24 protein-coding genes and 1 pseudogene are annotated in these 24,741 nt (G+C 69.6%); 9 read left to right on the top strand and 16 right to left on the bottom strand.

Features of this window, described 5'->3' with window-relative positions:
* The 9 genes from OG303_RS00905 to OG303_RS00865 form a co-directional block, all read right to left on the bottom strand.
* Positions 1–1,581, bottom strand: a complete 1,581-nt coding sequence (locus tag OG303_RS00905) for an ATP-binding cassette domain-containing protein (protein ID WP_405863710.1) — start codon at positions 1,579–1,581, stop codon at positions 1–3.
* Entirely contained in the window at positions 1,578–3,287 is a 1,710-nt protein-coding gene (locus OG303_RS00900) for an ABC transporter ATP-binding protein/permease (protein WP_405863708.1), read from the bottom strand. The genes OG303_RS00905 and OG303_RS00900 overlap by 4 nt, the downstream gene beginning before the upstream one ends.
* A complete protein-coding gene (locus OG303_RS00895) occupies positions 3,274–3,531 on the bottom strand; it encodes a hypothetical protein (RefSeq protein WP_405863706.1) in 258 nt (85 codons plus the stop codon). The genes OG303_RS00900 and OG303_RS00895 overlap by 14 nt, the downstream gene beginning before the upstream one ends.
* Positions 3,528–4,568: a cytochrome d ubiquinol oxidase subunit II gene (locus OG303_RS00890; RefSeq protein WP_405863704.1), complete on the bottom strand. Its 1,041-nt coding sequence runs from the start codon at positions 4,566–4,568 to the stop codon at positions 3,528–3,530. The genes OG303_RS00895 and OG303_RS00890 overlap by 4 nt, the downstream gene beginning before the upstream one ends.
* Before the next feature lie 2 nt (positions 4,569–4,570).
* Positions 4,571–5,992, bottom strand: a complete 1,422-nt coding sequence (locus tag OG303_RS00885) for a cytochrome ubiquinol oxidase subunit I (protein ID WP_405863702.1) — start codon at positions 5,990–5,992, stop codon at positions 4,571–4,573.
* 496 nt (positions 5,993–6,488) lie between these two features.
* Positions 6,489–6,920, bottom strand: coding sequence for a MarR family winged helix-turn-helix transcriptional regulator (locus OG303_RS00880; RefSeq protein WP_405863700.1), 432 nt, complete (start codon positions 6,918–6,920; stop codon positions 6,489–6,491).
* A gap of 90 nt (positions 6,921–7,010) precedes the next feature.
* Positions 7,011–7,883: a fumarylacetoacetate hydrolase family protein gene (locus OG303_RS00875; protein WP_405863698.1), complete on the bottom strand. Its 873-nt coding sequence runs from the start codon at positions 7,881–7,883 to the stop codon at positions 7,011–7,013.
* A gap of 56 nt (positions 7,884–7,939) precedes the next feature.
* Entirely contained in the window at positions 7,940–8,977 is a 1,038-nt protein-coding gene (locus OG303_RS00870; protein ID WP_405863697.1) for a cupin domain-containing protein, read from the bottom strand.
* 310 nt (positions 8,978–9,287) lie between these two features.
* Entirely contained in the window at positions 9,288–10,283 is a 996-nt protein-coding gene (locus tag OG303_RS00865) for an Lrp/AsnC family transcriptional regulator (RefSeq protein ID WP_405863695.1), read from the bottom strand.
* Positions 10,284–10,410: 127 nt separating this feature from the next.
* On the opposite strand from OG303_RS00865, the gene OG303_RS00860 reads away from it, so the two are divergent.
* Entirely contained in the window at positions 10,411–11,976 is a 1,566-nt protein-coding gene (locus OG303_RS00860) for an MFS transporter (RefSeq protein ID WP_405863693.1), read from the top strand.
* Between the two features lie 186 nt (positions 11,977–12,162).
* On the opposite strand, the gene OG303_RS00855 is transcribed toward OG303_RS00860, so the two are convergent.
* Positions 12,163–13,050 carry a LysR family transcriptional regulator gene (locus OG303_RS00855; RefSeq protein ID WP_405863691.1) on the bottom strand — a complete coding sequence of 296 codons (888 nt, stop codon included), beginning with the start codon at positions 13,048–13,050 and terminating at the stop codon, positions 12,163–12,165.
* Between the two features lie 83 nt (positions 13,051–13,133).
* Between OG303_RS00855 and OG303_RS00850 the strand changes: the two genes are divergently transcribed.
* From OG303_RS00850 to OG303_RS00840, 3 genes are read left to right on the top strand one after another with little or no spacing between them, the layout of a single operon-like run.
* Complete coding sequence (locus OG303_RS00850; RefSeq protein ID WP_405863689.1) at positions 13,134–14,336, top strand: thiolase family protein; 1,203 nt, start codon at positions 13,134–13,136, stop codon at positions 14,334–14,336.
* Positions 14,333–15,004: a 3-oxoacid CoA-transferase subunit A gene (locus OG303_RS00845; protein WP_405863687.1), complete on the top strand. Its 672-nt coding sequence runs from the start codon at positions 14,333–14,335 to the stop codon at positions 15,002–15,004. Before OG303_RS00850 ends, OG303_RS00845 begins: the two co-directional genes overlap by 4 nt.
* Positions 15,001–15,705 carry a 3-oxoacid CoA-transferase subunit B gene (locus OG303_RS00840; protein WP_405863685.1) on the top strand — a complete coding sequence of 235 codons (705 nt, stop codon included), beginning with the start codon at positions 15,001–15,003 and terminating at the stop codon, positions 15,703–15,705. Before OG303_RS00845 ends, OG303_RS00840 begins: the two co-directional genes overlap by 4 nt.
* A gap of 78 nt (positions 15,706–15,783) precedes the next feature.
* Here OG303_RS00840 and OG303_RS00835 read toward each other — a convergent pair whose 3' ends face one another.
* Entirely contained in the window at positions 15,784–15,993 is a 210-nt protein-coding gene (locus OG303_RS00835) for a hypothetical protein (RefSeq protein WP_405877885.1), read from the bottom strand.
* A pseudogene (locus OG303_RS00830) lies at positions 15,947–16,045 on the bottom strand (helix-turn-helix domain-containing protein); the annotation flags it as partial. The gene OG303_RS00835 and the pseudogene OG303_RS00830, both read right to left, overlap by 47 nt.
* Positions 16,046–16,178: 133 nt before the next feature.
* Between OG303_RS00830 and OG303_RS00825 the strand changes: the two are divergent.
* From OG303_RS00825 to OG303_RS00815, 3 genes are read left to right on the top strand one after another with little or no spacing between them, the layout of a single operon-like run.
* A complete protein-coding gene (locus OG303_RS00825; RefSeq protein WP_405863683.1) occupies positions 16,179–17,258 on the top strand; it encodes a cupin domain-containing protein in 1,080 nt (359 codons plus the stop codon).
* Complete coding sequence (locus tag OG303_RS00820; RefSeq protein ID WP_405863681.1) at positions 17,255–18,088, top strand: fumarylacetoacetate hydrolase family protein; 834 nt, start codon at positions 17,255–17,257, stop codon at positions 18,086–18,088. The genes OG303_RS00825 and OG303_RS00820 overlap by 4 nt, the downstream gene beginning before the upstream one ends.
* Positions 18,085–18,810, top strand: a complete 726-nt coding sequence (locus OG303_RS00815; RefSeq protein WP_405863679.1) for a maleylpyruvate isomerase family mycothiol-dependent enzyme — start codon at positions 18,085–18,087, stop codon at positions 18,808–18,810. The genes OG303_RS00820 and OG303_RS00815 overlap by 4 nt, the downstream gene beginning before the upstream one ends.
* Before the next feature lie 424 nt (positions 18,811–19,234).
* On the opposite strand, the gene OG303_RS00810 is transcribed toward OG303_RS00815, so the two are convergent.
* Positions 19,235–20,446 carry a LuxR C-terminal-related transcriptional regulator gene (locus OG303_RS00810; protein ID WP_405877025.1) on the bottom strand — a complete coding sequence of 404 codons (1,212 nt, stop codon included), beginning with the start codon at positions 20,444–20,446 and terminating at the stop codon, positions 19,235–19,237.
* Positions 20,447–20,619: 173 nt separating this feature from the next.
* Between OG303_RS00810 and OG303_RS00805 the strand changes: the two genes are divergently transcribed.
* Positions 20,620–21,639 (top strand): amidohydrolase family protein, encoded by a 1,020-nt coding sequence (locus OG303_RS00805; RefSeq protein ID WP_405863677.1) that lies wholly within the window; start codon positions 20,620–20,622, stop codon positions 21,637–21,639.
* Positions 21,640–21,879: 240 nt separating this feature from the next.
* On the opposite strand, the gene OG303_RS00800 is transcribed toward OG303_RS00805, so the two are convergent.
* From OG303_RS00800 to OG303_RS00790, 3 genes are read right to left on the bottom strand one after another with little or no spacing between them, the layout of a single operon-like run.
* Complete coding sequence (locus OG303_RS00800; RefSeq protein WP_405863675.1) at positions 21,880–22,542, bottom strand: hypothetical protein; 663 nt, start codon at positions 22,540–22,542, stop codon at positions 21,880–21,882.
* 14 nt (positions 22,543–22,556) lie between these two features.
* The gene (locus OG303_RS00795) at positions 22,557–23,201 is read right to left on the bottom strand and encodes an FMN-dependent NADH-azoreductase (protein ID WP_405863673.1); all 645 of its coding nucleotides are present in this window, start codon (positions 23,199–23,201) and stop codon (positions 22,557–22,559) included.
* Between the two features lie 46 nt (positions 23,202–23,247).
* On the bottom strand, positions 23,248–23,961 hold the full coding sequence (locus tag OG303_RS00790) for a DsbA family protein (protein WP_405863672.1): 714 nt from the start codon (positions 23,959–23,961) through the stop codon (positions 23,248–23,250).
* A gap of 106 nt (positions 23,962–24,067) precedes the next feature.
* On the opposite strand from OG303_RS00790, the gene OG303_RS00785 reads away from it, so the two are divergent.
* Complete coding sequence (locus OG303_RS00785; protein ID WP_405863670.1) at positions 24,068–24,481, top strand: winged helix-turn-helix transcriptional regulator; 414 nt, start codon at positions 24,068–24,070, stop codon at positions 24,479–24,481.
* Positions 24,482–24,741 lie beyond the last annotated feature (260 nt).

The following is a 24,741-nucleotide window of genomic DNA, read 5'->3' as shown; positions in this document are numbered from 1 at the left end:
TCAGGCAAGCGGGAGGGTGGACACCTGCCCTGCTGTTGCGAGGCATGTCGGCATGTGGTGCGTGGCGATGACGACGGTGGTGTCGGGCAGGTCCGCGAGCATGCCGAGTATGTGTCGGGCGGTCTGGTCGTCCGGGCCGGTGGTCGGTTCGTCGACGATCAGCACGTGGGGGCGGGTTGCCAGTGCCCGGCCCAGGTAGACGCGGCGCAGTTCTCCGCCTGAGAGCTGCCTTCCGCCGGGGCCGACGGGGGTGGAGACGGTCAGTCCGCTCTCGCTGAGCCGTAGTTCCGCGAGGCGGGCGTCGATTTCTTCGTCGGTCAGGGTGGGGTCGGCGAGGCGCCAGTTGGATCCGAGTGTTCCGGCGAAGAGGTAGTCGTCGGCCGCGACGGCTGTGACGGCGGGCCGACCGTCGTCGCTGGCCGGCGATCGGTGCAGCGAAGAGGCAAGGGCGCGGAGCAATGTGCTCTTGCCGCTGCCGGAACGGCCTGTGACTACGAGCATCGCGCCGCGGGCCACACGTGCGTCCAGGACACGGCCCGGTCGCAGGGCCATCGGCGGAAGCAGGTAGTCGGCGAAGCCGACGTCCTGCTCGGTGGTCCACGACGTCATTGCCGGAACGGCCCCGTCGTCCGAGGAGGGTGAGGGCTCCCAGGCTGTCAGCCTGTGGTGCGCGGCTGCCGCGGTGGCACGGGCCTCGGCGGCAGCCGGCAGTTGCTGTGCCTGGGCCAGCACGCCGACCGCCATCAACGCGACGAACACGAAGGTGGCCGGGCCCTGGCGGGTGCGGGCTCCCCAAGCCATCGTGGCGGCAAGAGTCGCCACGCCGACCAGAGCGGTGATCAGCATGGTGCCGAGTTGGCGTCGGCTGACGGTCGCACGTGCGGTGTCGAGGCGGGTGAACTTCGCCGTCGTGCGTGCCGCGAGCTGCTCGCCGGCGCCGAGTGATGCCATCTCCGTCCAGGCGTCGACGGCCGTGACCAGTTCGGCGCGGAGCGCCTTGCGGGTGTGCTGTTCCGCCGCGCGAGCGGCGCCGGGCGTCCGGTAGGCGATCAGCGTGGCGATCGCGACACCGGCGGCGAGCACAGCCGCCGGTGCGACGGACGTGGCCAGCGCGACGGCGGCGATGGCGCACGCGGTTATCGCCGCGGTGACGACGATGGGCGCGGTGGACCGGATCAGCGCCATTCCGACGTTGTCGGCATCATCCATACTGCGGTGCAGCAACTCGCCGGACCACACGCCGTCCATCCGCGCCCGGTCGGCCGTGGCGGCGTTGTCGAACATGTCGGACCGAGCGGTGGAGACCTGTTTCAAGGCGGCCGCGTGCAGTGTGAGCCGCGTGCTGTAGTTGCCGGCAGTGCGCGCCAGGGCGAAGGCACGTACTCCGCCGCTGGGAGAGATGTACGAGAAGGAGCTGAAGGTGGCGGCGCCCGCGACGGCGCAGGCGCTGATGAACCATCCCGACAGCCCGAACAGGCCGACGGAGGAGAGCTCGGCGACGACGGCGAGTACGAGCCCGGCGGCCGCAAGCGAACGTGCCGGCCGGCCACGGTCGGCACCGACCTGAATGCGGTTGATCATTGTGCGTTCACCGGCCTCGCGTCGCGCAGATGTCCGTCCTCAAGCGCGAGCACGCCGTGGGCTGCGGCGGCCAGCGGGAAGGAGTGGGTGGCGATGATGACGGTGCAGCCGTCGGTGGCTCGCCGCAGGGCCTCGACGACCTCGCGTTCGCTGTCGGAGTCGAGGTGGGCGGTCGGCTCGTCCAGCAGCCAGAGCCGGGCTCCGCGCAGAAAAGCGCGGGCGATGGCGATCCGACGGGCTTCGCCGGTCGACACACCCCAACCGCCTTCGCCGAGACGGGTGTTCAGTCCCTCGGGGAGGCCCTCGATCACGGCGCGCAGTCCGGCGGCCTCGACCGCCTGCCGGATCTGCTGTTCGGTGGCGTCCGGACGGCCGAGGCGGATGTTGTCGCGGACGGTCGCGTCGAGCAGCACCGTCTGCTGCCCGACCCAGGCGCAGGCGCCGAGCGCCGGCGCCTGCCGCCCGGATGACGTCTCCCACCGGACCTGCCCTGCCGACGGCAGGCGCAGACCGGCGATCAAGGAGAGCAAGGTGCTCTTGCCGGCGCCGGAGGCCCCGGTGACCGCGGTCCAGGTACCCGGCGCGAACTCGACGTCGGCGCTGATGGTGTCCTGGTCAGCGCCGTTGTAGCGGAACCGGACCGAGTCCAGGGACACACCGACCGGCTCGGTCGGTAGTGTGAGCGCCGGCCGGGCCGCCTCGGCAGGTGTGTCCTCGACGATGGCAAGGATGGCGCCGGCCGCGGTCTCGGCGCGTTCACGCTGGTGGAACGCGGAGGCCCTGGTGCGCATCGGGGTGAAGTACATCGGACACACCAGCAGCACCAGCAGACCGGTGAACAGGGTGAGCTTCGGGGCCTGCGGCACCTGCACGTATCCCAGCAGCGACAAGCCGATGTAGGTGGCGTTCACCGCGATGGAGAACGTGATGACCACATCCATGATCATCCCGGACAGGAAAGAGCGGCGCAGCACGCTCATGGTCGCCTTGTTCAGCCGCTCGGCGGCCGCCGTGAGAGTTCGGCCGCGCCGGCCGACGGCGCCGAGCTCGCGCAGGGTCCTCATGCCGCGGAAGCTGTCCAGGACGATGGCGTTCAGCTGTTGCGTCGCGGCCAGCTGCTGGTCCGCGCCGTGCTGGGCGAACAGCCCGGCCAGGCGCAGGTTGAGGGGCATGAGCGCGGTCGTCAGGAGGAGCACGATCGCGGCCGGCCAGTGGAGCACAGCGGTGACCGCCAGGACGGCGACCATGGACAGCGGAGCCGACCGGCCGAGCGGCGCGACCTGGGCGTGGTAGTCGGCGACGTCGTCGACCAGATCGACCATCGCCAACGCTGCCTCGGCCGGCCCGGTGTCGCTGGTCCGTCCGGCGGGCGGGAGCAGCGCACCGGCCAACTGCTGCCGTGCCCGGTCGGCCACGGCGCGCGCGCCCCGCTCCCTGAGCCTGCCTGCGAACCACTCGGCGGTCAGTGCCAGCACGCCGGCGATGACGAAGACCGCCAGACCGACGGTCTCCCGCGACGTGCCGCGATGCTCCAGCAGACCCTGGGCCAGCCACGCCAGAGCGCCCCAGCGGGCGATCGTGAACACCGTCTCGAGCGTCAGGAAGGCGCCCGAGAGGCTGAACCAGCGCCGTCCCGGCACTGCCATCGCGGTCAGCCATGCCTCGGCCCGCGGGGCGTCCGCGGGGACGGGCTCACTCGTCGTCATGGGCGCGCCGCTCGTCCACGATCCAGGTGATGCCACCGATCAGGGCGATGGCGATCATGCCGAGAGTGGTCAGCAGTGGCGTGTGGAACTGCGGGTAGCCGGCGAAGATCCCCTCGCAGACGGCGAAGGTGAACAGACTCAGCACAGTCCAGCCGACCGCCGCCAGCAGACGCAGCACGACGCGGACCGGCATCGGCAGCGACGTCGCGGGCCTGGCCTCGCGGGTGACGCTCTGGTTGGTCATGCGTGTGCTCCTGTGACAGCGGGACCCTCAGCTGAGGGTTCGTCAGCGTGGTGTTCAGTGGGGAATTTGCCGGCGAAGGCCCGGTGGGCGAACACGTTGTAGCCCAGCACCAGCGGCATGTTCAGTCCGATGCCGACGAGGATGAAGACCATGGCCCCGTGGGGGCTGACCGTGTTGTCGACGGTGATGCCGGGTGGCACGAGCACCGGGTAGCGAGCCACTACGAGCGCCAGGAACGCGGACACCGTCGCGACGACCAGTCCGCCCAGGGGCAGGGTGTCCGCCGCGCGGGATTGCTGTTTCCAACGGAACGTCACCAGGGAGGTCGCACCTGCGGCCGCCGCGAACAGCAGCAGGCCACCGAACGCGAAGGCGCGCCCCGGGCTGCTGAGGTTCAGCGGTGCCGCCGTGTCGTCGATGGTGAAGAGCACCGCTACCAGCAGCACACCCGCGACCGCTGTGGCGATCACACCTCGCCGCGCGGCCGACTCACGCAGGTGCCCGGACGACTTGAGCTTGGTGTAGGCGTACCCGAGGGCGGTGTACGCGGCCGTGACGGCGCACGCCGTCAGCACGCAGAACCAGTTGAAGGCCCCGAACGCCGACCCGGTGAAGGCGCCGCCCCGCAGGTGCATGGCCGAGGTCAACGTGCCCAGTGCGAAGCCCTGCCCGAAGGCGGCCAGCAGGGAGGCCACACCGAAGCCCGTGGTCCAGCGGCGGGCCGGTGGCGCCTGCGACACCATCTCGACACTCACGCCCCGCACGATGAGGGAGAAGAGGACCACGGTCATCGGCAGGTAGGCGTGCGGCAGGATCGTGCCGAAGGCCAGGGGGAAGCCGGCCCAGAGCGCGACGCCGAGCAGGATGACCCAGGTCTCGTTGCCGTCCCAGGCGAGCGCGACCGATTCCACCAGGTGCCGCCGGTGCGCGGCATCGCGTTCGAAGAGGGTGGCCACGCCGATACCGAGGTCGTAGCCGTCCAGGACCATGTACATCAGCAAGCAGACGACTACGGTGGCCAACCAGAGAGTGGTCATCATCAGGCCGTAACCTCACGGGAGTTGAGCAGCTGGGGACGCTTCTCCGGTCCGGACTCTTCGGCAAGACCAGTTGGATCCGTGCCCCCCAGGTCCGCTGAGGATTCACGTTCGGGGTCGTCGCGTTCCGGGCCGGTGCGCATGGTCTTGACGATGTACGCGATGTAGGCCACGAGCATGAACAGATAGAGCGCCGAGAAGCCGAACACGGAGAACAGGACTTCGCCGGATGCCAGGTGGGACACCGCGTCCGAGGTGCGCAGCAGGCCGAACACGATCCACGGCTGCCGTCCCGCCTCGGCGGCCACCCAGCCCCCGAGGGTGGCCAGGATGCCCACCGGTGTGCTCCAGAGCACGAACGTGTGGAATCGCGATGCCGTCCACAGGCGTTTGCGTATGCGTAGGACCGTTGCGGCGAACACCGTGCCGAACATCAGCAGGGCCGCCAGGAACATGACGCGGAAACCCCAGAAGGTCGCAGCCATGTCGGGCCGGAGGGCAGGCGGGACGATTTTCAGCCCCGGCGCCGCTTTCTTGCAGGTCAGGTCCTTGGCAATGGCACTTCCGAGGCAGGGGATGTCCAGCTCGACGATGTTGCGTGCGGCCTCCTGATCGGGAATGGCGAACAGGACATAACCGGTGTTGCCGTTGTTCCAGTTGCCTTGAATCGCCGCCAGCTTGGGAAGCTGGTGCGCCACTTCGTGGCCGGCGACGTTGTCACCGACGTAGACCTCGACCGGCATCAACGGGGCGGCGACGCCGAGAGCGATCGACATCGACCGGCGGGCGAAGCCCTTGGCGCGCCCTTTTCTCAGATACCAGGCCGAGATGCCGGCGATGAAGAAGGCGGCCGAGATGAGCACGGCGGCCAGCATGTGCGGCCAGCGCCAGATGAACGACGGGTTGAAGATGACACGCATCCAGTCCGTGGGCTCGAACTGGCCGTGGACGATCTTGAAGCCGGCCGGGGCCTGCATCCACGAGTTCGCCGCGATGATCCAGGTGGAGGACAGGATGGTGCCGAGCGACACCATGACGGTGGACAGGAACATGGTGCCCTTGCGGACCCGCCCCTCCCCGTAGAGGAGGACGCCGATGAACCCCGCCTCGACGAAGAAGGCGGTCACCACCTCCATGCCGATGATCGGTCCGATGATCGGGCCCGTCTTGGCCCCGTACACACCCCAGTTGAGACCCATCTGGAAGGTGATGACGGCTCCGGCGACCACACCGATCGCGAAGCCGACGGCGAAGATACGCCGCCAGAACCGGAACATCTGCAGGTAGACCGGCTTGCCCGTGCGCCAGTACACGCCGTAGACGACGGACAGGAAGATCGAGAGTCCGACGGTGATCGCCGGGAAGGTCATGTGGAACACAACCGTGATGGCGAACTGCCATCGCGACAAGTCCAAAAGACTCATCAGTGTTGCCTTTCGAGGAACCCGTTTCCGGGTGGGGTGGGCATCTCGCCGCGGTCGTCCGCCTGACTGGGCAGGAGATGACCGATGCCAAGTGTGTACACATTGACTCCTCCATAGTAGGAGCAGGTGTAGCTCACTTGTGCAGTGCCCCCAGCTGGAAAGCCTTTGTCCCGTTCTTGTGTGTGCAGTTAGTAGGGGAGGTCAGTGGAGGGTTGCCGAGACGGACTGTCTCAGGTGCATGGCGTCGACGGCTGGGATCAGCGGCCCAACGAGATCCGGCGTCCGCCGACCGTGCGCGCGTGGAGGCGAGGGGGTGGTGGCGCGGCGGGAATGTGCACCGCTTCGGGAACAGCGATCGGTCCGTACGCCGAGGTGTTCCAGGACAGCGGGCGGGGCGTCGGTGATCCACTCGCCGACCGTCGGCAGGGAGGTCGTGAACCGGGACTTCCGCGACTGCGACCTCGGCGGCTGCGCCGAAGCCCTGAGTGGGAACCCCTCAGGAAAGGTCGGACTCGGCCAGTGTTTTCAGAAGTCGCAATGCCGTGGCCCGGTCCTCGGTGGACAGGACCTCGAGCATTTGCTGGTTGATGCGCTGGGCGGGCGGGATGAGTCCTTCCAGCAAGCGTGCGCCGTCGGGTGTGAGGCGCAGGACGGTGCGGCGACGATCGCGATCGTGGCGTACCTGCTGTACGTAGCCCTGGTCCGCCAGGCGGCGGACCATGACGTTGATGGTGGACCGGTCCAGCGAGGCTTCCTCGGCCAGGGTTCGCTGGTCCACTTCGGGCCGGCGGGCCAAGGTGTTGAGCACGGCGAACTGTTGGGAGGTGATCTCACGGGAGACCTGCGCGGACCACAAGGCGGTGTGGACCTGCTCGCAACGCCGGATCAAATACCCGATGTAGGCGTCTAGTTGGAGTGCCTGAACCATGTTTGCCCAATTTCCGCCCACTGCGGTGCCTCCCCGGTGGAGGCACCTTGCGCAGGTGGGAAGTGTAGTGACCGGAGCGGCACGTGGTGATCAGCGGGCGAGTGCGGACGCGCTGCCGGGCCGCTGGGCGTAGGGAGTGGCGTGACCGGCGTCGACTCCCACCTCCAGCCGGCCGATCCGGTCGATCTCCACGACGACCCGGTCGCCATGGGAGAGCGGCCCGACGCCGGCTGGGGTGCCGGTGGCGATGACGTCGCCGGGGTGCAAGGTCATGACCGAGCTGGTGTAGGCGACCAGTTCGCTGATGCTGAAGATGAGGTCGGCCGTGTTGACCTGCTGGCGGGTTACGCCCCCCACGTCGCAGCGCAGGTCGAGGCGGTCGGGGTCGGGCACCTCGTCCGCGGTCACCACCCAGGGGCCGAGTGGGGTGAAGGTGTCGAAGGACTTGCGGGTGGAGCGGTCCTCGCCGGAGCGCACCGTGATGTCCAGGACGCAGGTGTAGCCGAACACGTACGAGAGTGCCTGTTCGACTGGTACGTGGGAGGCGGTGCGGCCGATGACCACGCCGAGTTCGCCTTCCTGGTCGGTGCGCTTGTCGCTGTAGGGGATGCGGATGTCCTGGCCGGGGCCGATGACGGAGGAGTTGGCCTTGAGGAACACTCCCAGGTCGGCGATGGAGGTGGTGTACTCCATTTCCGCTTGGTGGTCGCGGTAGTTGACGGGTGCGCCGATGATCTTCCCGGGGCGAGGCAGGGGTGCCTGAAGGCATGCGGTCGCCAAGGGGATGCGGGGGGCGGTCTCCAGGGACAGACTGGGCGTTCGCCCGGCGGCGTGGGCTTCGATCCAGGCCTGCAGTGCGCCGCCGGAGTGCCGGGCATCGTCACCGAGAGCGTCGGTGACGTCGAGGAGGTCATCACCATCTACGCAGCCGAGTCGGCCGTCGTCGAAGAGTGCGAAACGCATGGGGTTCCTTATGGGAGCGGAGCGGAGCGGACGGAGAAGGAAGGGGGAAATGGGGGTCAGGCTGCCGGATCTGCGGGCTCGCACCGGTACAGGCCCAGGGCGTTCATGACGGGCTGGTCGCTGTAGGAGAAGAGCACCGCATCGGCGGATGTGGAGGTGTTCAGGTGGCGGTATGCGGCCCAGCCGGGTACCGCGAAGGTGTCGTGCTGGGCCCAGTCGAGGCGGGTTCCGTCGACGATGGTGGCCCCCTCTCCTCGTACCACGTGGAAGATGGTGGAGGCGGTGTGGCGACGGCCGGCTCCTTCGAAGCCCGGGCGAAGCTTCTGGACGCGGCAGCTGATGGTGGGCATCACGGGGCCGCCGGTCCAGGGGTTGGTGTATTCCAGGACGATGCCGTCCACGTCGCTGCCCTCGGCGCTGTCGGCGATGGCGTCGAACGCCCGCTCGGTCTCCGCCCAGGTGTAGCGGGTGACCGGCGAATTGGGGCCTTGAGGGCTTTGCCAGGCCGGGTTGAGGCGGCCGTGCAGGAACTGCCGGCTTCCGGCGTCATCGGGGCGGGTGACCGGCTGAAGGCGCTCGGGGTACTTTTCGTAGAAGCCGGCCTCGAGCGCGTTGACCAGCGGATAGTCCAGGGCGTCCAGCCAGATCATGGGGGCGTCCCCGGCATGAGTGTGGTCGTGCCAGGCCCAGCCGGGGGTGAGCAGGAGATCACCGGGGCTCATGTGCACGCGTTCGCCGTCGACCGTGGTCCAGGCACCGCTGCCTTCGATGATGAATCGGAAGGCGTTGGAGGTGTGCCGGTGGGCCTGGGCAGTTTCTCCCGGGAGGATGACCTGCAGTCCCGCGTACAGGGTGTTGACCGTGGCAGGCGGTTCCGTGAGAGCTGGATTGACCAGCATCAGCACCCGCCGCTCGGCCTCGTCCAGGGAGAGGGTTTTGGAGAAGTGCAGGAGATGGGGACGCATGTCGTGCCAGGCCCACACGAAGGGCACCGCGCGGCTGCGGGGCTGGGCGGGGAAGAGGTTGCCGTAGTAGCGCCACAACGGTGCCACGCCATGGCGGGGCAACTCGTCGTAGACAGGCTCGGTGGTCAATGCGGCTCCATTGGTGTCAGACCGCGTCAGGCGCGGACTGTGGTTGCGGCTGCCGGGCCGCCGGCGCCCCCCCCAGCGCAGCCACGGGTGCACGCGCTGGTTGATGTGTGCGCATACGCGGGTTCCTCGTGCGGGGGCAGGCCGGCAGGCAGCAATCCAAAATAATTGGTACACCAATGATTGGTGTGCTGACGAAATTACGAGGAGCCCGTGTCGAAGTCAAGGGGGCGGTTTCCGCTTCCGTCACGTGGACGCTCCGGCGTGCAGCGCGGTGGACCGTGCTGTGTCCGCCGTGCCGTCCGTCGTTGATCTATCGGTGTGCCGAGGGCGGGACCAGCCGGCCCCGTGTGACGACCGAACCGGCTTGTTTCAGGCGGCGGACTCGGATGCTCACCTCGTACCCGTCGATGGCCTGGATCGTGGCCACGCGGGTGGTCAGGTAGCCGTAAAGCTCTTCGGAGTTGCGGCAGATGACGACCGCCATGATGTTGTGCGGTCCGCTGACGGCGCCCACGAAGGCGGTCTCCTCGTGCCGAGCCAGTTCTTCCCCGACGCCTTCCAGATGGTGCGGAGCCACGCGCAGCCACACGGTCGCGTGCATGTGGTAGCCGAGGCGATCGGGCAGCAGGTCGACGTCGTAGAACAGCGTCCCGGCGGCTTCCAGGGCTTCCAGCCGGCGAGCCACGCGGCCCTTGGACCACCCGGTCGCCGCGGCCAGCTGGGTGTGGCCGGCGCGGCCGTCCTCGGTGAGGACCGCGAGCAGCGCAGCGTCCTCCGAGGTGAACTCCACCGTCTCACCGACGGGTTCGATCCGGTCCGCGGTCAACTGCTGCTCCTGCTCGGGCGTCAGACGGTCGTCGTAGCCGACCCAGTTCGAGGTGCGACCCGGGCCGAAGCCGTGCAGCAGCAGGTCGATGTGCACATTCAGTACGGAGACGGCCTTGGGCAGTTGTTGCAGCAACACGTCGTCGTGGGGGCCGTCAGCGGGGGAGTGGACGATGCAGATGATCTCCGCACCGCCGGAGGTGATGTGGGCGAAGTAGATGTCCGGGCGCCCGATGAGGGCATGGGCGAGGGTGTTGACCCGGTCGGGCCGGCAGCTGATGCGGGCCACCCATTCGGAATGGCCGTGGGCGGCGGGGGCGATGCGTCCCAGCACCCGCACCACACCGTCTCTGCGCAGTGCCTGGTAGCGGCGGGCCACTGTCTGCTCCGAGACGCCGACCACGGCGCCGATACGTCGGAACGAGGCACGGGGTGAGTGCTGCAGTGCATGGATGATTTGCCTGTCGAGGGTGTCGACCATGAAGACATGGTTTCACCAGACCGGCATCCATGGAGGTTCGTGCGCGTTCCTGGTCGCCGCGTTGGGGTGGCGTGGGAGGGCGGAGCATGCTGGTGAACGCTTTTCGATGAAAGGAATGCGTTTCTCCATGCGCAAATGGCTTCCCCTGGTCGCGGTGTGTCTGGGCTCATTCATGCTCTTGATCGACGTGACGATCGTGAACGTTGCCCTGCCGGACATGGCCCTGGACCTGCACACCTCGTTCGCGTCGCTGCAGTGGGTCGTCGACGCCTACGCACTGGCGCTGGCGGCGGTACTGCTGGGCGTCGGTGCGTTGGCCGACCTGACCGGGCACCGGCGCACCTACCTGACCGGACTCGCCGCCTTCGCACTGGCCTCCGTGCTGTGCGGTGCGGCCCAGAACACGGGCTGGTTGATCACGGTCCGTACCGTGCAGGGTCTCGGGGCGGCCGCCATGTTCGCCACCGCCTTCCCTCTGCTCAACAGCTCCTACCATGGCCGTGACCGCGCGACCGCCTATGGCGTGTGGGGGGCCGTCTCCGGTGCCGCTGCCTCCGTGGGGCCGGTGCTGGGCGGTCTGCTGACCGAGGTGGCCGACTGGCGGTGGATCTTCTACGTGAACGTGCCGGTCAGTGTCGTGGCCATCGCCCTGAGCGTGCGCGTTCTGGCGGGCGAGCGGCCGCAGCACGAGCGCCGTCCCGACTACGTCGGCACCGCGCTGTTCACGCTCGCCGCCGCGGCGCTGGTGTACGCGCTGATCCGCGCCAACGAACTCGGCTGGACCTCGGGAGCGGTCCTGGGCCTGTTCGCGGTCGCCGCCGTCGCGCTCGCCGGCTTCCTGGCAGTCCAGGCCCGCAGCCGGCACGCCATGTTGGACCTGTCGCTGTTCCGCAAACGGTCCTTCAACGGCGTCATGATCGCGGCGCTGCTCATCAACTTCGCGGCGTTCGCCATGCTGACCTACGCCTCCATCTGGTTGCAGTCCCTGCTCGGCCTCTCCCCGCTCCAGGCGGGTCTGACCGGTCTGCCCATGTCGCTGGCGGTCTTCGCCAGCTCGCTGCTCGTGGGCCGTCTCCTGCACGGAGTCCGTCCGCAGTTGTTGATCGGCATCGGCATGCTGCTGGTCGGGCTGGGCTCGCTGACCGAGAGCGCCCTGATCCACGCCGGCTCCGGGTGGGCGGCGCTGATACCCGGCTACCTGGTCATCGGCATCGGTGCCGGGGCCATGATGCCGATCCTGGGCTCCTCAGCGACGGCTGCGGTGGGCCGGCAGCGGGCCGGGATGGCCGCGGGCGCGGTCAACACCGCCCGCCAGCTTGGCTACGCCGTCGGGATCGCCGTGCTCGGCAGCGTCTTCTCGTCTCAGGCGTCCGGCTGGCTGAGCAGCCATGCGGTGTCCGGAGCGCACTCGCTGGCCTCGGCGCTGTCCAGTGGGCGGGCAGCAGAGGTCCTGGCCACCACACCCGCCGCCCAGCACGCCGACCTGGTCACGGCCTTGCACGGCGCCTCGGCCCATGCCCTGCAGGCCAGTTTCGCCGTCGCCGGTGCTGCCGGGATCGTGGCCGGTCTGCTGGCCCTTGTCCTCATGCGTCCCCAGCGGCGCGGGAACGAGCAGGACCAGGCCGGCTCCGCTGCCCGGACGAGCCCTCAGCACAGCGGGACCGTCACTGCGACCAGCCCCGCCGCCCGGTAACCGTTGGCAGGCGACGCCGCTCGGCCGCAGCCTGTAGTTCCTTCCACCGTCGCGGCCTTCGGCGGCCGGCCCATGCCGGTCGCCGAAGGCCGGCCACCCGCGGCGATGTGTTCCACCATCCGCGGCTGGATGGGTGGGCCGGCGCGTGTGAGCGAGAATCCGAGCGGCCCGGAGTCGCGGCGCTGCTCAGTGCCTTACGCATGTCTCGATGACGGCTGCGACTTGTTCCGTTGCTGCTGAACTCCGGCCCGCACGGCGTGCCAGTCCCAGGTCGACGGTTTCAGTCTCGGTGAGCGGCAGGTAGGTCACGCCGTCGACGCGGAGACTCTGTACCGACTCCGGGACCAGGGCGACGCCGTGACCTGCGGCGACGAACACGACCAGCGTTGCGGTCTCACCGACCTCGACCAGGGCGGAGGGTTCGAAGCCTGCACGGGCGCAGGCTGCGAGGACCCGGCCGTGCATGGAGGAACGGTCGCGGGACGGGTGGACGACGATCGGCTCGTCGGCGAGTGCCGCGAGGGGGATCTCGCGGCGGCCCGCCAGCGGATGGCCGGTGGGCAGGACGGCCACCAGCCGTTCGGACCGGAGGGTGGTGACCTCGACGGCAGCGTCCACCGGAGCGTCGGTGCGCAACAGGGCGAGGTCGTAGGTGCCTGAGAGCAGGCCTTCGACCAGTTCGGGATTGAGCAGCTCGCCGCGCAGTTCCAGGGACACGCCCGGCAGCTGCGCCCGTACGGTACGGGCGATCCGCGGCAGGACGTCGTAGGTGGCGGTTCCGACGAACCCGATGGACACGCGTCCGGCCCGGCCGGTGGCGAGCAGCGCCATCTGCTCCTCCGCCCGCTCCACCTCGGCCAGGATCGACCGCGCATGGGTGACCAGGTGGCGGCCGGCCTCGGTGAGCTCCACGCGCCGTGTGGAGCGGGCGAAGAGCGTCGTCCCGAGCTCTCGCTCCAGCTGTTTGAGCTGCTGGGAGAGGGCCGACTGGGCCACGTGCAGGCGCTGGGCGGCGCGGCCGAAGTGGCATTCCTCGACGAGAGCGAGGAAGTAACGGACATGCCGAAGTTCCATGACCTCAGCTTATCTGTCTCGCTGATTAATCGAGCGGAACTAAATATTGGACGAGATCAATCCCGGAGCCTACGTTGAGTCCCATGGTTGCCAGCTTCGTTTACACAGCAGTGAGAACGCCCTTCGGACGGTTCGGGGGGGCGCTCGCCGAGGCACGGCCCGACGACCTCGCCGCCGTCGCCGTCTCAGGAGCCCTGGCCAAGGCGCCGTCGCTCGACCCCGCCCTGATCGGCGACGTGGTCTGGGGCAACGCCAACGGCGCGGGCGAGGACAACCGCAACGTCGGCCGGATGGCGGTCCTGCTGGCGGGGCTGCCGACGTCGGTGCCGGCCACGACCGTCAACCGGCTCTGCGGCTCCTCGCTCGACGCGGCGATCATCGGCTCGCGCGCCGTCGAGAGCGGTGACGCCGACATCGCTCTCACCGGCGGGGTGGAGTCGATGACGCGTGCGCCGTGGGTCCTGCCGAAGCCGTCACGTGCCTTCCCCGCCGGCAACGTGACCGCCGTGTCGACCACCCTGGGGTGGCGGCTGGTCAACGAGCGCATGCCGAAGGAGTGGACCGTCTCCCTGGGCGAGGCGAACGAGCAGCTCGCCCAGCGGTTCGCCATCACCCGGGAACGGCAGGACGAGTTCGCCGCCCGCTCGCACCAACTCGCGGACGATGCCTGGAACTCGGGTTTCTACGACGACCTGGTGGTTCCCGTCGTGCTGGACGGCGAGGTCCGTCTCTCCCGCGACGAGGGCATCCGGCCCGGATCCACGTCGCAGAAGCTGGCCGGCCTCAAGCCGGCGTTCCGCCCCGACGGCGTCATAACCGCCGGCAACGCCTCGCCACTGAACGACGGTGCGTCCGCCGTACTGATCGGCTCGGAGGACGCGTCGTCGCGCATCGGCCTCGCGCCGCTGGCGCGGATCGCCGGCCGCGGGGTGTCGGCGTTGGAGCCGCAGATGTTCGGGTTCGCGCCGGTCGAGGCGGCCGAGCGGGCGCTGAAGCGGGCAGGGATCTCCTGGTCGGACGTGTCGGCGGTCGAACTCAACGAGGCCTTCGCCGTTCAGTCGTTGGCCTGCGTGGACGCCTGGAAGATCGATCCGGCCATCGTGAACACCAAGGGTGGTGCGATCGCGATCGGCCATCCGCTCGGCGCCTCCGGCGGCCGGATCCTCGGCACCCTCGCCGCGCGGTTGCGCGAGTCGGGGGAGCGGTGGGGCGTCGCCGCGATCTGCATCGGTGTCGGACAGGCCCTGGCGGTCGTCCTGGAGAACGTTTCGGAGCAGGCCCGATGACTGTTCAGATGTGTGCGGATGCCGATGAGGCCGTGGCCGGGGTCAGGGACGGCTCGACCGTGCTGGTCGGAGGGTTCGGCATGGCCGGCATGCCGGTCGAGTTGATCGACGCGCTCATCCGGCAGGGCGCGAGCGATCTGACCGTGGTGTCGAACAACGCCGGCAACGGCGACACGGGGCTGGCCGCGCTGCTGGCCAAGGGGCGGGTGCGCAGAATCGTGTGCTCCTTCCCCCGCCAGTCCGACTCCTGGGTCTTCGACGGGCTCTACCGCGAGGGACGGATCGAGCTCGAGGTGGTGCCACAGGGCACCCTCGCCGAACGGATGCGTGCGGCCGGTGCCGGGATCGGCGCGTTCTTCTCGCCCACGGGCGTCGGTACACCCCTTGCCGAGGGCAAGGAGACCCGCGAGATAAGCGGCCGCACCTACGTCCTGGAGCACCCCATCAAGGGCGACGTGGCGCTGATCGGCGCCCACAGGGCCGACCGGATGGGCAACCTCGTCTACCGCAGGACCGCCCGCAACTTCGGACCCGTCATGGCCACCGCCGCGACCACGGTCGTGGCACAGGTCCGCGAAATCGTCGAGACCGGTGCACTCGACCCGGAGGCTGTCGTGACGCCGAGCATCTACGTCGACCGCATCGTGAAGGCAGGGCCGGCCGCATGAACTCGACCACCTCACTCGTGATGAACCTCGACCGGGGGCCGCTGAGCAAGGACGAGATGGCCGCCATCGTGGCTCGCGACATCCCGCACGGCTCCTACGTCAACCTGGGCATCGGCCAGCCAACGCTGGTCGCCGACCACCTCCCCGAGGGAGCGGGGGTGGTGCTGCACACCGAGAACGGCATGCTCAACATGGGCCCCGCAGCCAAGCCCGGTCAGGTGGACCCGGATCTCACCAACGCGGGGAAGATCCCGGTCACCGAGCTACCAGGAGCGTCCTACTTCCATCACGCCGACTCCTTCGCGATGATGCGCGGCGGCCACCTCGACATCTGCGTGCTCGGCGCCTTCCAGGTCTCGGCTGCCGGTGACCTGGCCAACTGGCACACCGGCGCGCCCGACGCGATCCCAGCCGTCGGGGGTGCGATGGACCTTGCGATCGGCGCCAAGAAGGTGTTCGTCATGATGACGCTCTTCGCGAAGGACGGCTCGCCCAAACTGGTGCCGGAATGCAGTTACCCGCTCACCGGGCTGGGATGCGTCGACCGCGTCTACACCGACCTCGCGACCTTCCGCGTCGGCCCCGAGGGCGCCACCGTGCTCGAGACCTTCGGCATCACCTATGACGACCTTGCGACGCGCCTTGACGTACCTCTCGCACCGGCGAACGGAGCCGGGACGCTGCCGACGGGGCCCTCATGACGCTCTGCCGACGGCCCGTGCAGTGTCCTGACGGCAGGTGAGCCAGGCGTACGCACTCCGGGGACCGGTCACCCGTCGTCACAGACGCCGGCTGATGCCCCGCACGACCGCGAGCAGCGGCTGCGCCACTGACGTCAGCCGGGCTCGGGGGCAGCGGGAGGACGGGGCCGCCACGGCGACGGCGGCGCCCGCCCGGTCGCGGACGAACGCACCGACGGCGCTCACTCCGCGCTCGCTGGGCGGGCCCGGGCCGGTAGACCTTGTGACGGTCTTGTTCGGCGAAGCCATGGAAGACGAGCATCGCCAGGATCCGGTGGGCGGTCGAGCGCGCCACCCCCAGTGGGGGCGGAATGTTGACCTCGAGGATTCCCGTGAGGGGAAACATCTGTGTAACGTCACCTCTGATGCTGAACTGTGCACACTTTCAGTGAGCTGCGGAGCATAGCCACGGAGTGCAGAATCTGGAGGTTGCCGTGACCGACACAGCGAGCGAACGGATCGGGCAGAAGCTCCTCGACGAGCTGTATGCAGACTTCGAGGATGCGGGTCTCATACCGCTGTGGACCCAGCTTGACGACCTCATGCCGACGTCGCCCCGGCCCGCGGCGGTCCCGCACCTGTGGCGCTGGTCGCAGCTGCTGCCGATCGCCGAGCGGTTCGGGCAGCTGGTGCCGGTGGGGCGTGGCGGGGAGCGCCGGGCGATGGCGCTGTCGAACCCGGGGCTGCCGGGGCTGCCGTACGCCACGCCGACGTTGTGGACGGCGATCCAGTACCTGGGGCCGCGCGAGGTCGCCCCCTCCCACCGGCACAGCCAGGGCGCCTTCCGGTTCGTCGTCGACGGCGAGGGCGTGTGGACGAACGTCGACGGGGACGCGGTGGCGATGCGCCGCGGCGATCTGCTGCTGACGCCGAGCTGGGCCTTCCACGAGCACCAGAACGTCACGGACCACCCGATGACCTGGATCGACGGCCTCGACATCCCCCTCGTCTCGCAACTGGACGCCGGATTCTTCGAGTTCGGACCCGACGAGCTGTCCACCCGTGCCACGCCCGAGCGTTCACGGGGAGAGCGGCTGTGGGGCCACCCGGGCCTGCGGCCCATCAACCACCCCGACCGGCCCAACTCCCCGCTGGCCGCCTACCGCTGGGAGCACACGGACGCCGCGCTCACCGCTCAGCTGGAGCTGGAGGCCGAAGGAGTCCCAGGCGTGATCGAGCCGGGGTACGCCGGAGTCCGCTTCTCCAACCCCACGACCGGCAAGGACGCCCTGGTCACCATCCGCACCGAGATGCGCCGACTGCGGGCCGGCACCCGGAGCGTGCCGGTCCGTTCGGTCGGCTCGGCGGTCTGGCAGGTCTTCGACGGCGAGGCGGTCGCCGAAGTCGGAGACAAGGTCTTCGAGATCACCAAGGGCGACCTGTTCGTCGTCCCGTCCTGGTGCGAGGTCACGCTCACCGCACGCACTCAGGTCGACCTCTTCCGTTTCAGCGATGAACCCGTCTACGAGGCACTGGGCCTCGCCCGTACCACCCTCCGAGGAGAACAGAAGTGAAGCTCGCCACCATCCGGGTCAACGGCACCACCCGAGCCGTCCGCGTCGACGAGGACAAGGCGGTGGACCTGGGGGAGAGCGACCTGGTCGCCTTCCTGCGCCACACCGACTGGTCCGCGCGTGCCGCGGCCGCCTCCGGCGAGGACTACGAGCTCGGCGGCCTGGACTACGCACCGGTGGTCGTCGCCCCGGAGAAGGTCGTCTGCGTGGGCCTGAACTACCGCAACCACATTCTGGAGATGGGCCGGGAGCTGCCCCAGTACCCGGCGCTGTTCTCCAAGTACGCGCGGGCACTGGTCGGCGCGTACGACGACGTAATCCTGCCCGCCTCGTCCACGCAGGTGGACTGGGAGGCCGAGCTCGCCATCGTCATCGGGGCGGAGGTCAGGCACGCGGACCAGGAGCAGGCGCGTGCCGCGATCGCCGGGTACACGGTGGTCAACGACGTCAGCGCCCGCGATTGGCAGTTCCGCACGCCCCAGTGGCACCAGGGCAAGACCTTCGAGGCCACGACGCCCATCGGGCCGTGGCTGGTGACCGCCGACGACCCCGCGGTGGCCGGCGAGGGCCTGAGCCTCATGTGCGAGGTCGACGGCGACACGGTCCAGAAGGCCGACACCGCCGACCTCGTCTTCGACGCGGCCACGCTCGTTGCCTACGTGTCCGAGATCGTCACGCTCGCCCCCGGTGATGTGATCGCCACCGGGACCCCGGGCGGGGTGGGCCATGCCCGTAAGCCCGCCCGCTATCTGGAGGACGGATCGGTCCTCGTCACGCGGATCGAGGGGATCGGCGAGTGCCGCAACGTCTGCCGCAGGGAGGTTCGGTGAGCCCGCGGCCCGACTCGATGCTGGAGTGGGCTGCCGGCGGCACGGCCGCCTTCGAGGCCGCCGTGGACCGGGTGACCGACGCAGGCCTCGCCAGGCCCTCACACCTGCCGGGTTGGAGCCGCGCCCATGTCGTCGCCCACGTGGCCCGCAACGCCGACGCGCTCGTCAACCTGCTGACCTGGGCCCGTACAGGGGTCGAGACACCCATGTACGCCACCACCGACCAGCGTGCGAGCGAGATCGAGGAAGGCGCCGGCCGCCCGGTGGGCGAGTTGCGCGCGGCCCTGCTCGCGGCCGACGGACGGCTGGCCGAGGAGCTCACCACGCTGCCGGAGGAGTGCTGGGACGCGACCGTACGGACGGTGCGGGGCCGCGAGGTGCCCGCTTCCGAGGTGGCCTGGATGCGGGTGCGGGAGGTGTGGGTGCACGCCGTCGACCTGAACACCGAGACCACCTTCGACGACGTTTCGCGCGAGGTGTGCGCGGCGCTCGTCGACGACATGGCCGCCACCTCCCGGAGTCGTCCCGAATTCCCGCCCGTTGAGCTGCGGGCCGAGGACGGCGGCCGGACCTGGCTCCTGGGCACGCCGGGCACCGCGGACCCGGTCGTGGTGAGCGGTGACACTCCGAGCCTGACCACCTACGTGACCGGACGCCCCGTGCCCGGCCCCCTGCACCCCGCCGGCGGCGCATCCGTACCGAAGCTGCCCGCGTGGCTGTGAACGTGAAGGAAACGCGATGACAGTTGCCTGCATCGCGGCGGGCCGGGCGGCCTGTTCCTCGCCACGCTGCTCAAGCGGAACCGGCCCGGGACGGAGGTCGTGGTCTTCGAACGCAACCGCCCCGACGACACCGTCGGCTTCGGTGTGGTCTTCTCCGACGCCGCACCCGACGCCATCGCGCCGCAGGCCCGGTGCTCAGCGAGACGCTGGAGAAGCACGGCCGGCACCGGCACGACATCGAGGTGCGGGGTGCACGGCGCGCGCGAGCGTGTCGACGGGATCGGTAGGGCGGCCGTGGTCGGCAAGACCCTGCTGAAACCTGCGGCCTTCGCCCTGGTCGACAGGGCGAACGGTGCCGTCCCCCGCCTCACGCGGACCGCGAAGTACCCGCGAGCAGCGGATGGTCAGAGCTGCGCGCAGGGCTTCACAGGCGGGCGGCCCGGGCTGCCGCGGCGGCCTGGCCCCGGGAGCGTACGCCGAGCTTGGACAGGATGTTGGCCACGTGGAACTTCACCGTGTGCTCGGTGATGTTCAGCCGCGCGGCGATCTCACGGTTGCTGCACCCACGGGCCAGCTCGGTCAGTACGTCGAGCTCGCGACCGCTGAGGCCCTCCAGCACGCCCGGTCGGGGTGCCGGGGGCAGGGCCAGCGGAAAGCGCGCGGTGACCGAGGTGCCCCAGCCGGGAACGGCCTCCATGGCGAAGTCGCCGCCGAGCGCGGCCAGCCGTTCCCGCAGCCGGTACTCCGCCAGCGCCTGAGGGAACAGGGCCCCGTCGCCGTCGTCGCGCACGCTCACCACCAGGTGACCGTCCTCCGCCTCCCAGCCGACCCTGATCCGGCTCAGCCCCGTGTGTTCCAACATGGCCAGAACACATCCGCGCACCATCGCCCGGGCGCCCTCGGCCACCTCGGGCGGGAGCAGCCTGCCGGCGTGCTTCGGTGGTGCCGGCTCCAGTTCGAAGCCGCTGTGGCGGGCCAGCGTCCTCAGCCGCTCGGCCAGGGAGTCGAATGCCTCACCTGCGGTCTGTTCCCCCGCGATCGGGTGGGCGTGCAGGGCGGTCAGCGCCGACGAGGCGACCGAAACCGCGACCTCCCGGGCGGCCGCATCGCCAAGACGCCGTGAGCGCAGCGCCCCCAGGACCGCGGTGAGCGTAGCCGCGTGAGCGTCCTTCAAAACCGCCAGGTCCTTGGCGTGCTCGCCGGCCGCGACCCGGTTCGCGGCGAGGTGCGTCAGGGGGTCGACCGTCCCGAGGGAGACGAGCGTCTTCAGTCGGACCACGGCGATCTCCCACAGACCCCGCGCCACCGCGTGCGCCGCGGCGGTCTCCGGGGCATGGGCCAGGACCAGGACGCAGCCGGCGGCGGCCGGTTCCTCGGGCACCACGGCGAGCACCTGCCGGGCGGTGCCGCCGAGCTCGGCCCGCCCGTACCAGGAGGTGCCGGGCGGGATCCGGTCGGCGAGATCGGCCAGTTCGGCTCTGGTCGGCTCCGGGTCCGCATCGCCGGCGACGCCACCCGTGGTGCGCACGCTGCCGGCCACCAGTGCGGCAGCCCATGAGTGTGGAACCGGCCCCGCGAGTGCGGCGGACAGCCGCGGCAGCACTTCGGCGTCGGACGCCCGCAGCAGGGCGAGCACCGAGTCCAAGATCTCTGTCTCGATGACCTGCTCCTTCGGGTAGGTAAGACCGCTCCGAGGAGTGGCCGGGTGCGAGCTCTCCCGGACGGAACATGAACCGGAGCCGCGCGATGTCTCGCCGTCGTCCCTCCCGGGGAGCGGCCACCGGATCACCCGTATGGAGTAAGGAAAGCATGAGCATCACTCGTCTGCCGAAGATCACTTTGGAAGAGGCGTACGCGCACCCGGACGACGTCGCCCGGATCCTGGCCGACAACGAGGAGCTTGCGAGGGCGGCCCACGGGGGCGGGATCACGCCGGAGTACTACCGGCCGATCTTCGAGAAGCTGCGCGAGTTCGACGAGGTGCGCCTGGCCGGCATGGACGCGGCCGGCATCGATCACCAGATCCTGTCTCTGACCGCCCCCGGCATACAGATCATCACTGACCCGGTGACGGCCACGGCCGAGGCCCGCAAGCAGAACGACTTCCTCGCCGAGCAGGTCGCCCGGCACCCCGACCGCTACTCCGCCTTCGCCGCGGTCGCGCTGCAGGAGCCCGAGAACGCCGTGAACGAACTGCGCCGCGCCGTCGTTGACCTCGGCTTCAAGGGCGTCATGGTCAACGGCTATACGAACACCACCGATGCCGCGCACGGCCGCTATCTCGACGACCCGGCGTACTACCCGTTCTGGGAGGCGCTGTGCGAACTCGACGTTCCCCTGTACCTGCACCCGCGTCCCGCCCTGACCGGCGGGCTGACCCTGTACGAAGGCCATCCGGAGATGAAGGGCGCCACCTGGGGCTTTGGCGCCGAGACCGCCGCGCACACCGTACGGCTGCTGCTGGACGGTCACTTCGACCGGTTCCCGACCGCCAAGCTGATCCTGGGACACCTGGGTGAGGGCCTGCCGGCGCTGCTGTGGCGCACCCAGAACATGTTCGACCTGAACCCCTTCGACAAGAAGATCAATAAGAGCCTGCCGGAGTACTTTGCCGACAACATCTGGATCACCACCAGCGGCAACTTCTCCGACCACGCGCTGACCAACGCCATCCTCACCGTGGGCGCCGACCACATCCTGTTCTCCGTCGACTACCCCTATGCGGACAATGCCAAGGGTGCCGCATGGATCGAGAAGGCACCGATCAGCGAGCTCGACCGCCGCAAGATCGCCCATGGCAACGCGCGCGCCCTGTTCAGTCTGGCCTGACCGTACCCATCCCGTTCGTTCGCACTCATCCGGGCTCGGGACACCAGAGGGAAGCCGAGATCCGTGATGCCGGGAGCCGGCGGGGGAGACCTGCCGGGGCCGTATCGAGGTGACGTGCGAAGGGCGGTCGCCTCCCGGCGGAAGGCTCCATGAGGCTTCAGCCGGACGATCGTCCCCATGGGCTGTGGGTGAGGCCCGGGGACACTGTCCCTCCGCGGTCACATACTGATGAACCATCAATCACCCCTGAGTGTTCCCCTGTTGAGGCCGCGCGCCGTTTGAACCAGGACACCTTCGCGGTCGCCCGGCGCCCGGCTGGTGCCGGCCGCATCCGCCCGGCTGGTGCCGGCCGCATCCGCCCGGCTGGTGCCGGCCGGGCGATGTGGTCCTACAGCAGGGTGGTCGGGTGGCGCAGTTCCTGGACGAGGGGTGGGCGGGGGAGTGGGAGGGTGCCGATCTCGGGGTGGTGGGAGCGGGTGATGTGCGGGTGGACCTGGCCGATGAGTTCCGGAGCGAGCAGGGGGCATCCGCGCGGTCGCCGCACGTGTAGGTGGGTTCGAAGTGGTGGCGCAGCAGCTGGCCGCGCCGGTAGTCGGCGTCGTAGTACTCGCCGCTGTGGGCGTGTTCGAGGAAGAGGCAGTATTCGGCGGCCAGGTGGCCGACGCCGGCGGCGAAGCGCCACCAGAAGCGGGCGCCGCTGCTGTCGCCGGCCAGGTGTAGCAGGCAGGCGAAGACCAGGGCGCCGGTCTTGTCGGCGTACTGGCTGTCGATGAAGTCGCCCAGGTGGTGGTCGGCGTCCGGGGTGTGGTCGTCCTCCGGGGCGGTCCATGTGGCCCAGACGCGGGCGGTGTCGGCGGTGCGCTGGCGGGGCGGGCGGTGACGGGCGGCCTGCCGGCTGCGCATCCGGGCCTCTTGCGTCAGGCGGCACGCGGTGTGCCGATGGCGGTGGCGAGGTAGCGGGCCTGGTCGTGGGCGGCGGCCATGGATGCCTCGTGCAGAGGAAGGAGCGGGGCGAGGGCCGGAGCCATGGGGGCCATGGTCAGCTCGGGTATCACGGTGGTGACGTCCAGGCCGAGGAGGTTGTCGTGGCCCAGGACGGCCTCAAGGGTGGGCACCACGTAGTCGAGGCCCTCGTTGGGGGTGCCGGGGCCGTAGCCGCCGCCCCGGGCGGAGATCAGTACGGCCGGACGGCCCGCGACCGGGGAGGTGCCGTTGAAGATCAGGGTGCGGTCCGTGACGATGATCTGGTCCAGCCATGCCTTGAACACCGACGGCATCGAGAGGTTGTACATCGGCACCGTGAACAGGTACGCGCCGGCACCCAGGAACTCCTCGATCAGCTCGTCCTGAAGCGTGGCCGCCTTCGCCTGCTCGGGAGTGTGCTGGGCCGGGTCGGTGATGCGGGCCGTGATGCCCGCGGCGCTCAGGTGCGGCACCGGCGAGGCGGCGAGGTCGCGGTGGACGACCGGGCCCTGCCACTGGTCGCGGAAGGACTGAGCGACCTGATGGGAGACGGACGCCTCGCCGAGCGAGGAAGAGTCGATGTGCAGCAGGTACGACATGGCTGTTGTGCCTTTCACAGAGATGGGGGTGGGGATGGGTGACGGGTCAGGGACGGGCCGGGACGGCGCAGACATCGGGGCCGCAGCCCGGGGCGTCGCCTGCGGGGGCGAGGGTGACCGGGTGGGTTTCGTCCCAGGCGGTACGCAGCAGGTCGAGCAGGGTGTCACTGTCCTGCGCACCGGGGACGCCGTAGCGGCAGTCGACGACGATGAACGGGGCGCCGGTAGCGCCGAGGCGCTGAGCGCGGCGGGCGTCTCCCTGGACCCGGGCACGGTAGCGGCGCTCGGTGAGCACCTGACGCGTCAGGTCAGGGTCCAGGCCCAGCTCGTCGGAGAGCCGGAGCAGGTCGTCCAGAGCGAAGACGGGCTCGGCCTTGCCGAAGTACGTACGGAAGATCATGGCCCAGGCTTCGCGGTTCTTACCCTGCACGGAAGCGTGGGCGAGGAACTCGTGGGCCAGTTCGGTGTCGCCGACGACGTTGCCCAGCACTCGGTAGGGGCTCAGTCCCTCCGAGGCCGCCAGCGTCTCGATCTGCCGGGTCGCCGCCTTGGCCTGCGCGCCGCTGATGCCGTGCTTGCTCAGCAGGGCCTCGCGGACGCTGACCGTGCGGTCGGCGGGGAAGCCGGCGCCCAGCGGGAACGAGTGGTGGACCACCTCCACCTGGTCGCTGTGCTCGAACCGCTCCACGGCCCGGTCCACACGATGGCTGCCGAGCCCGCACCAGGGGCAGGTGACCTCGGCCCAGATCTCTATTTTCACGGCCTGAGCTCCAATTCCTCTCATTTGTTCGTAACGCCATGATGCGCCAGTATGGAAGTCGTTACAAAAGGCACACGGGTGTGCGCGACGGAGAGGAACGGGCGCCATGCAGGACAGCACTGGTAAGGAGATGGCGGCTGCGATCGGGCCGTGCGCGAGCATCCCCGCCGACCACATGGCCTTCATCCGGCAGGTACTGGACCGGGTCGGCGACAAGTGGAGCATGCTGATCATCGCCGTCCTGGAGAACGGCTCACTGCGCTACACCGACCTGCAGCGCCAGATCCCGGGCATCTCGCAGCGCATGCTCACCCACACACTGCGCCAGCTCCAGGAGGACGGCCTGATCACGCGCACCGCCTACGCCGAGGTGCCGCCGCGTGTGGAGTACGCCCTCGCCCCGCTCGGCTGCGGCCTGCACGAGATCGTCATGCAGCTGATCGGCTGGGCCGCCGACCACCACGACGAGATCCGCGCCAACCGCGCCCAGACGGGCACCGCCGCCTCCTCCCGATCCTGAGCCGCGGCGCCCACCGACACTCAGGGGTGTCGGACGGCAAGCGCGAGGGAGCCGCCCGGTCCGCTGTTACACCGATTCGCCGTCGTCCTCGTCGAGGTGGACGGTTGCCGGGTCGCGCAGGCCGCAGTCCCTCGCGCGACGGGCGGGCGGCGAAGCTGTAATCGACCATCGTGAGCGCCCGGCCATCTCCCCCCGGAGCCAAGAAGGTTGAGCCGCGTGGGGCCGACCGGTTGGCCCCACGAGCTGCTGGGTTGACGTGG

The organism is Streptomyces sp. NBC_00005 (assembly GCF_045160215.1).
GTDB lineage: Bacteria > Actinomycetota > Actinomycetes > Streptomycetales > Streptomycetaceae > Streptomyces.
This window is presented reverse-complemented; position numbering and strand designations above follow the sequence as displayed.

Excerpts from the sequence above, each read along its gene's own strand:
- OG303_RS00905 (WP_405863710.1), bottom strand. The coding sequence starts at position 1,581 with ATGATCAACCGCATTCAGGTCGGTGCCGACCGTGGCCGGCCGGCACGT.
- OG303_RS00845 (WP_405863687.1), top strand. The coding sequence starts at position 14,333 with ATGACTGTTCAGATGTGTGCGGATGCCGATGAGGCCGTGGCCGGGGTC.
- OG303_RS00840 (WP_405863685.1), top strand. The coding sequence starts at position 15,001 with ATGAACTCGACCACCTCACTCGTGATGAACCTCGACCGGGGGCCGCTG.
- OG303_RS00805 (WP_405863677.1), top strand. The coding sequence starts at position 20,620 with ATGAGCATCACTCGTCTGCCGAAGATCACTTTGGAAGAGGCGTACGCG.
- OG303_RS00865 (WP_405863695.1), bottom strand. The coding sequence starts at position 10,283 with ATGGTCGACACCCTCGACAGGCAAATCATCCATGCACTGCAGCACTCA.
- OG303_RS00835 (WP_405877885.1), bottom strand. The coding sequence starts at position 15,993 with ATGGCTTCGCCGAACAAGACCGTCACAAGGTCTACCGGCCCGGGCCCG.
- OG303_RS00900 (WP_405863708.1), bottom strand. The coding sequence starts at position 3,287 with ATGACGACGAGTGAGCCCGTCCCCGCGGACGCCCCGCGGGCCGAGGCA.
- OG303_RS00875 (WP_405863698.1), bottom strand. The coding sequence starts at position 7,883 with ATGCGTTTCGCACTCTTCGACGACGGCCGACTCGGCTGCGTAGATGGT.
- OG303_RS00885 (WP_405863702.1), bottom strand. The coding sequence starts at position 5,992 with ATGAGTCTTTTGGACTTGTCGCGATGGCAGTTCGCCATCACGGTTGTG.
- OG303_RS00800 (WP_405863675.1), bottom strand. The coding sequence starts at position 22,542 with ATGCGCAGCCGGCAGGCCGCCCGTCACCGCCCGCCCCGCCAGCGCACC.
- OG303_RS00850 (WP_405863689.1), top strand. The coding sequence starts at position 13,134 with ATGGTTGCCAGCTTCGTTTACACAGCAGTGAGAACGCCCTTCGGACGG.
- OG303_RS00855 (WP_405863691.1), bottom strand. The coding sequence starts at position 13,050 with ATGGAACTTCGGCATGTCCGTTACTTCCTCGCTCTCGTCGAGGAATGC.
- OG303_RS00890 (WP_405863704.1), bottom strand. The coding sequence starts at position 4,568 with ATGACCACTCTCTGGTTGGCCACCGTAGTCGTCTGCTTGCTGATGTAC.
- OG303_RS00795 (WP_405863673.1), bottom strand. The coding sequence starts at position 23,201 with ATGTCGTACCTGCTGCACATCGACTCTTCCTCGCTCGGCGAGGCGTCC.
- OG303_RS00860 (WP_405863693.1), top strand. The coding sequence starts at position 10,411 with ATGCGCAAATGGCTTCCCCTGGTCGCGGTGTGTCTGGGCTCATTCATG.
- OG303_RS00785 (WP_405863670.1), top strand. The coding sequence starts at position 24,068 with ATGCAGGACAGCACTGGTAAGGAGATGGCGGCTGCGATCGGGCCGTGC.
- OG303_RS00880 (WP_405863700.1), bottom strand. The coding sequence starts at position 6,920 with ATGGTTCAGGCACTCCAACTAGACGCCTACATCGGGTATTTGATCCGG.
- OG303_RS00895 (WP_405863706.1), bottom strand. The coding sequence starts at position 3,531 with ATGACCAACCAGAGCGTCACCCGCGAGGCCAGGCCCGCGACGTCGCTG.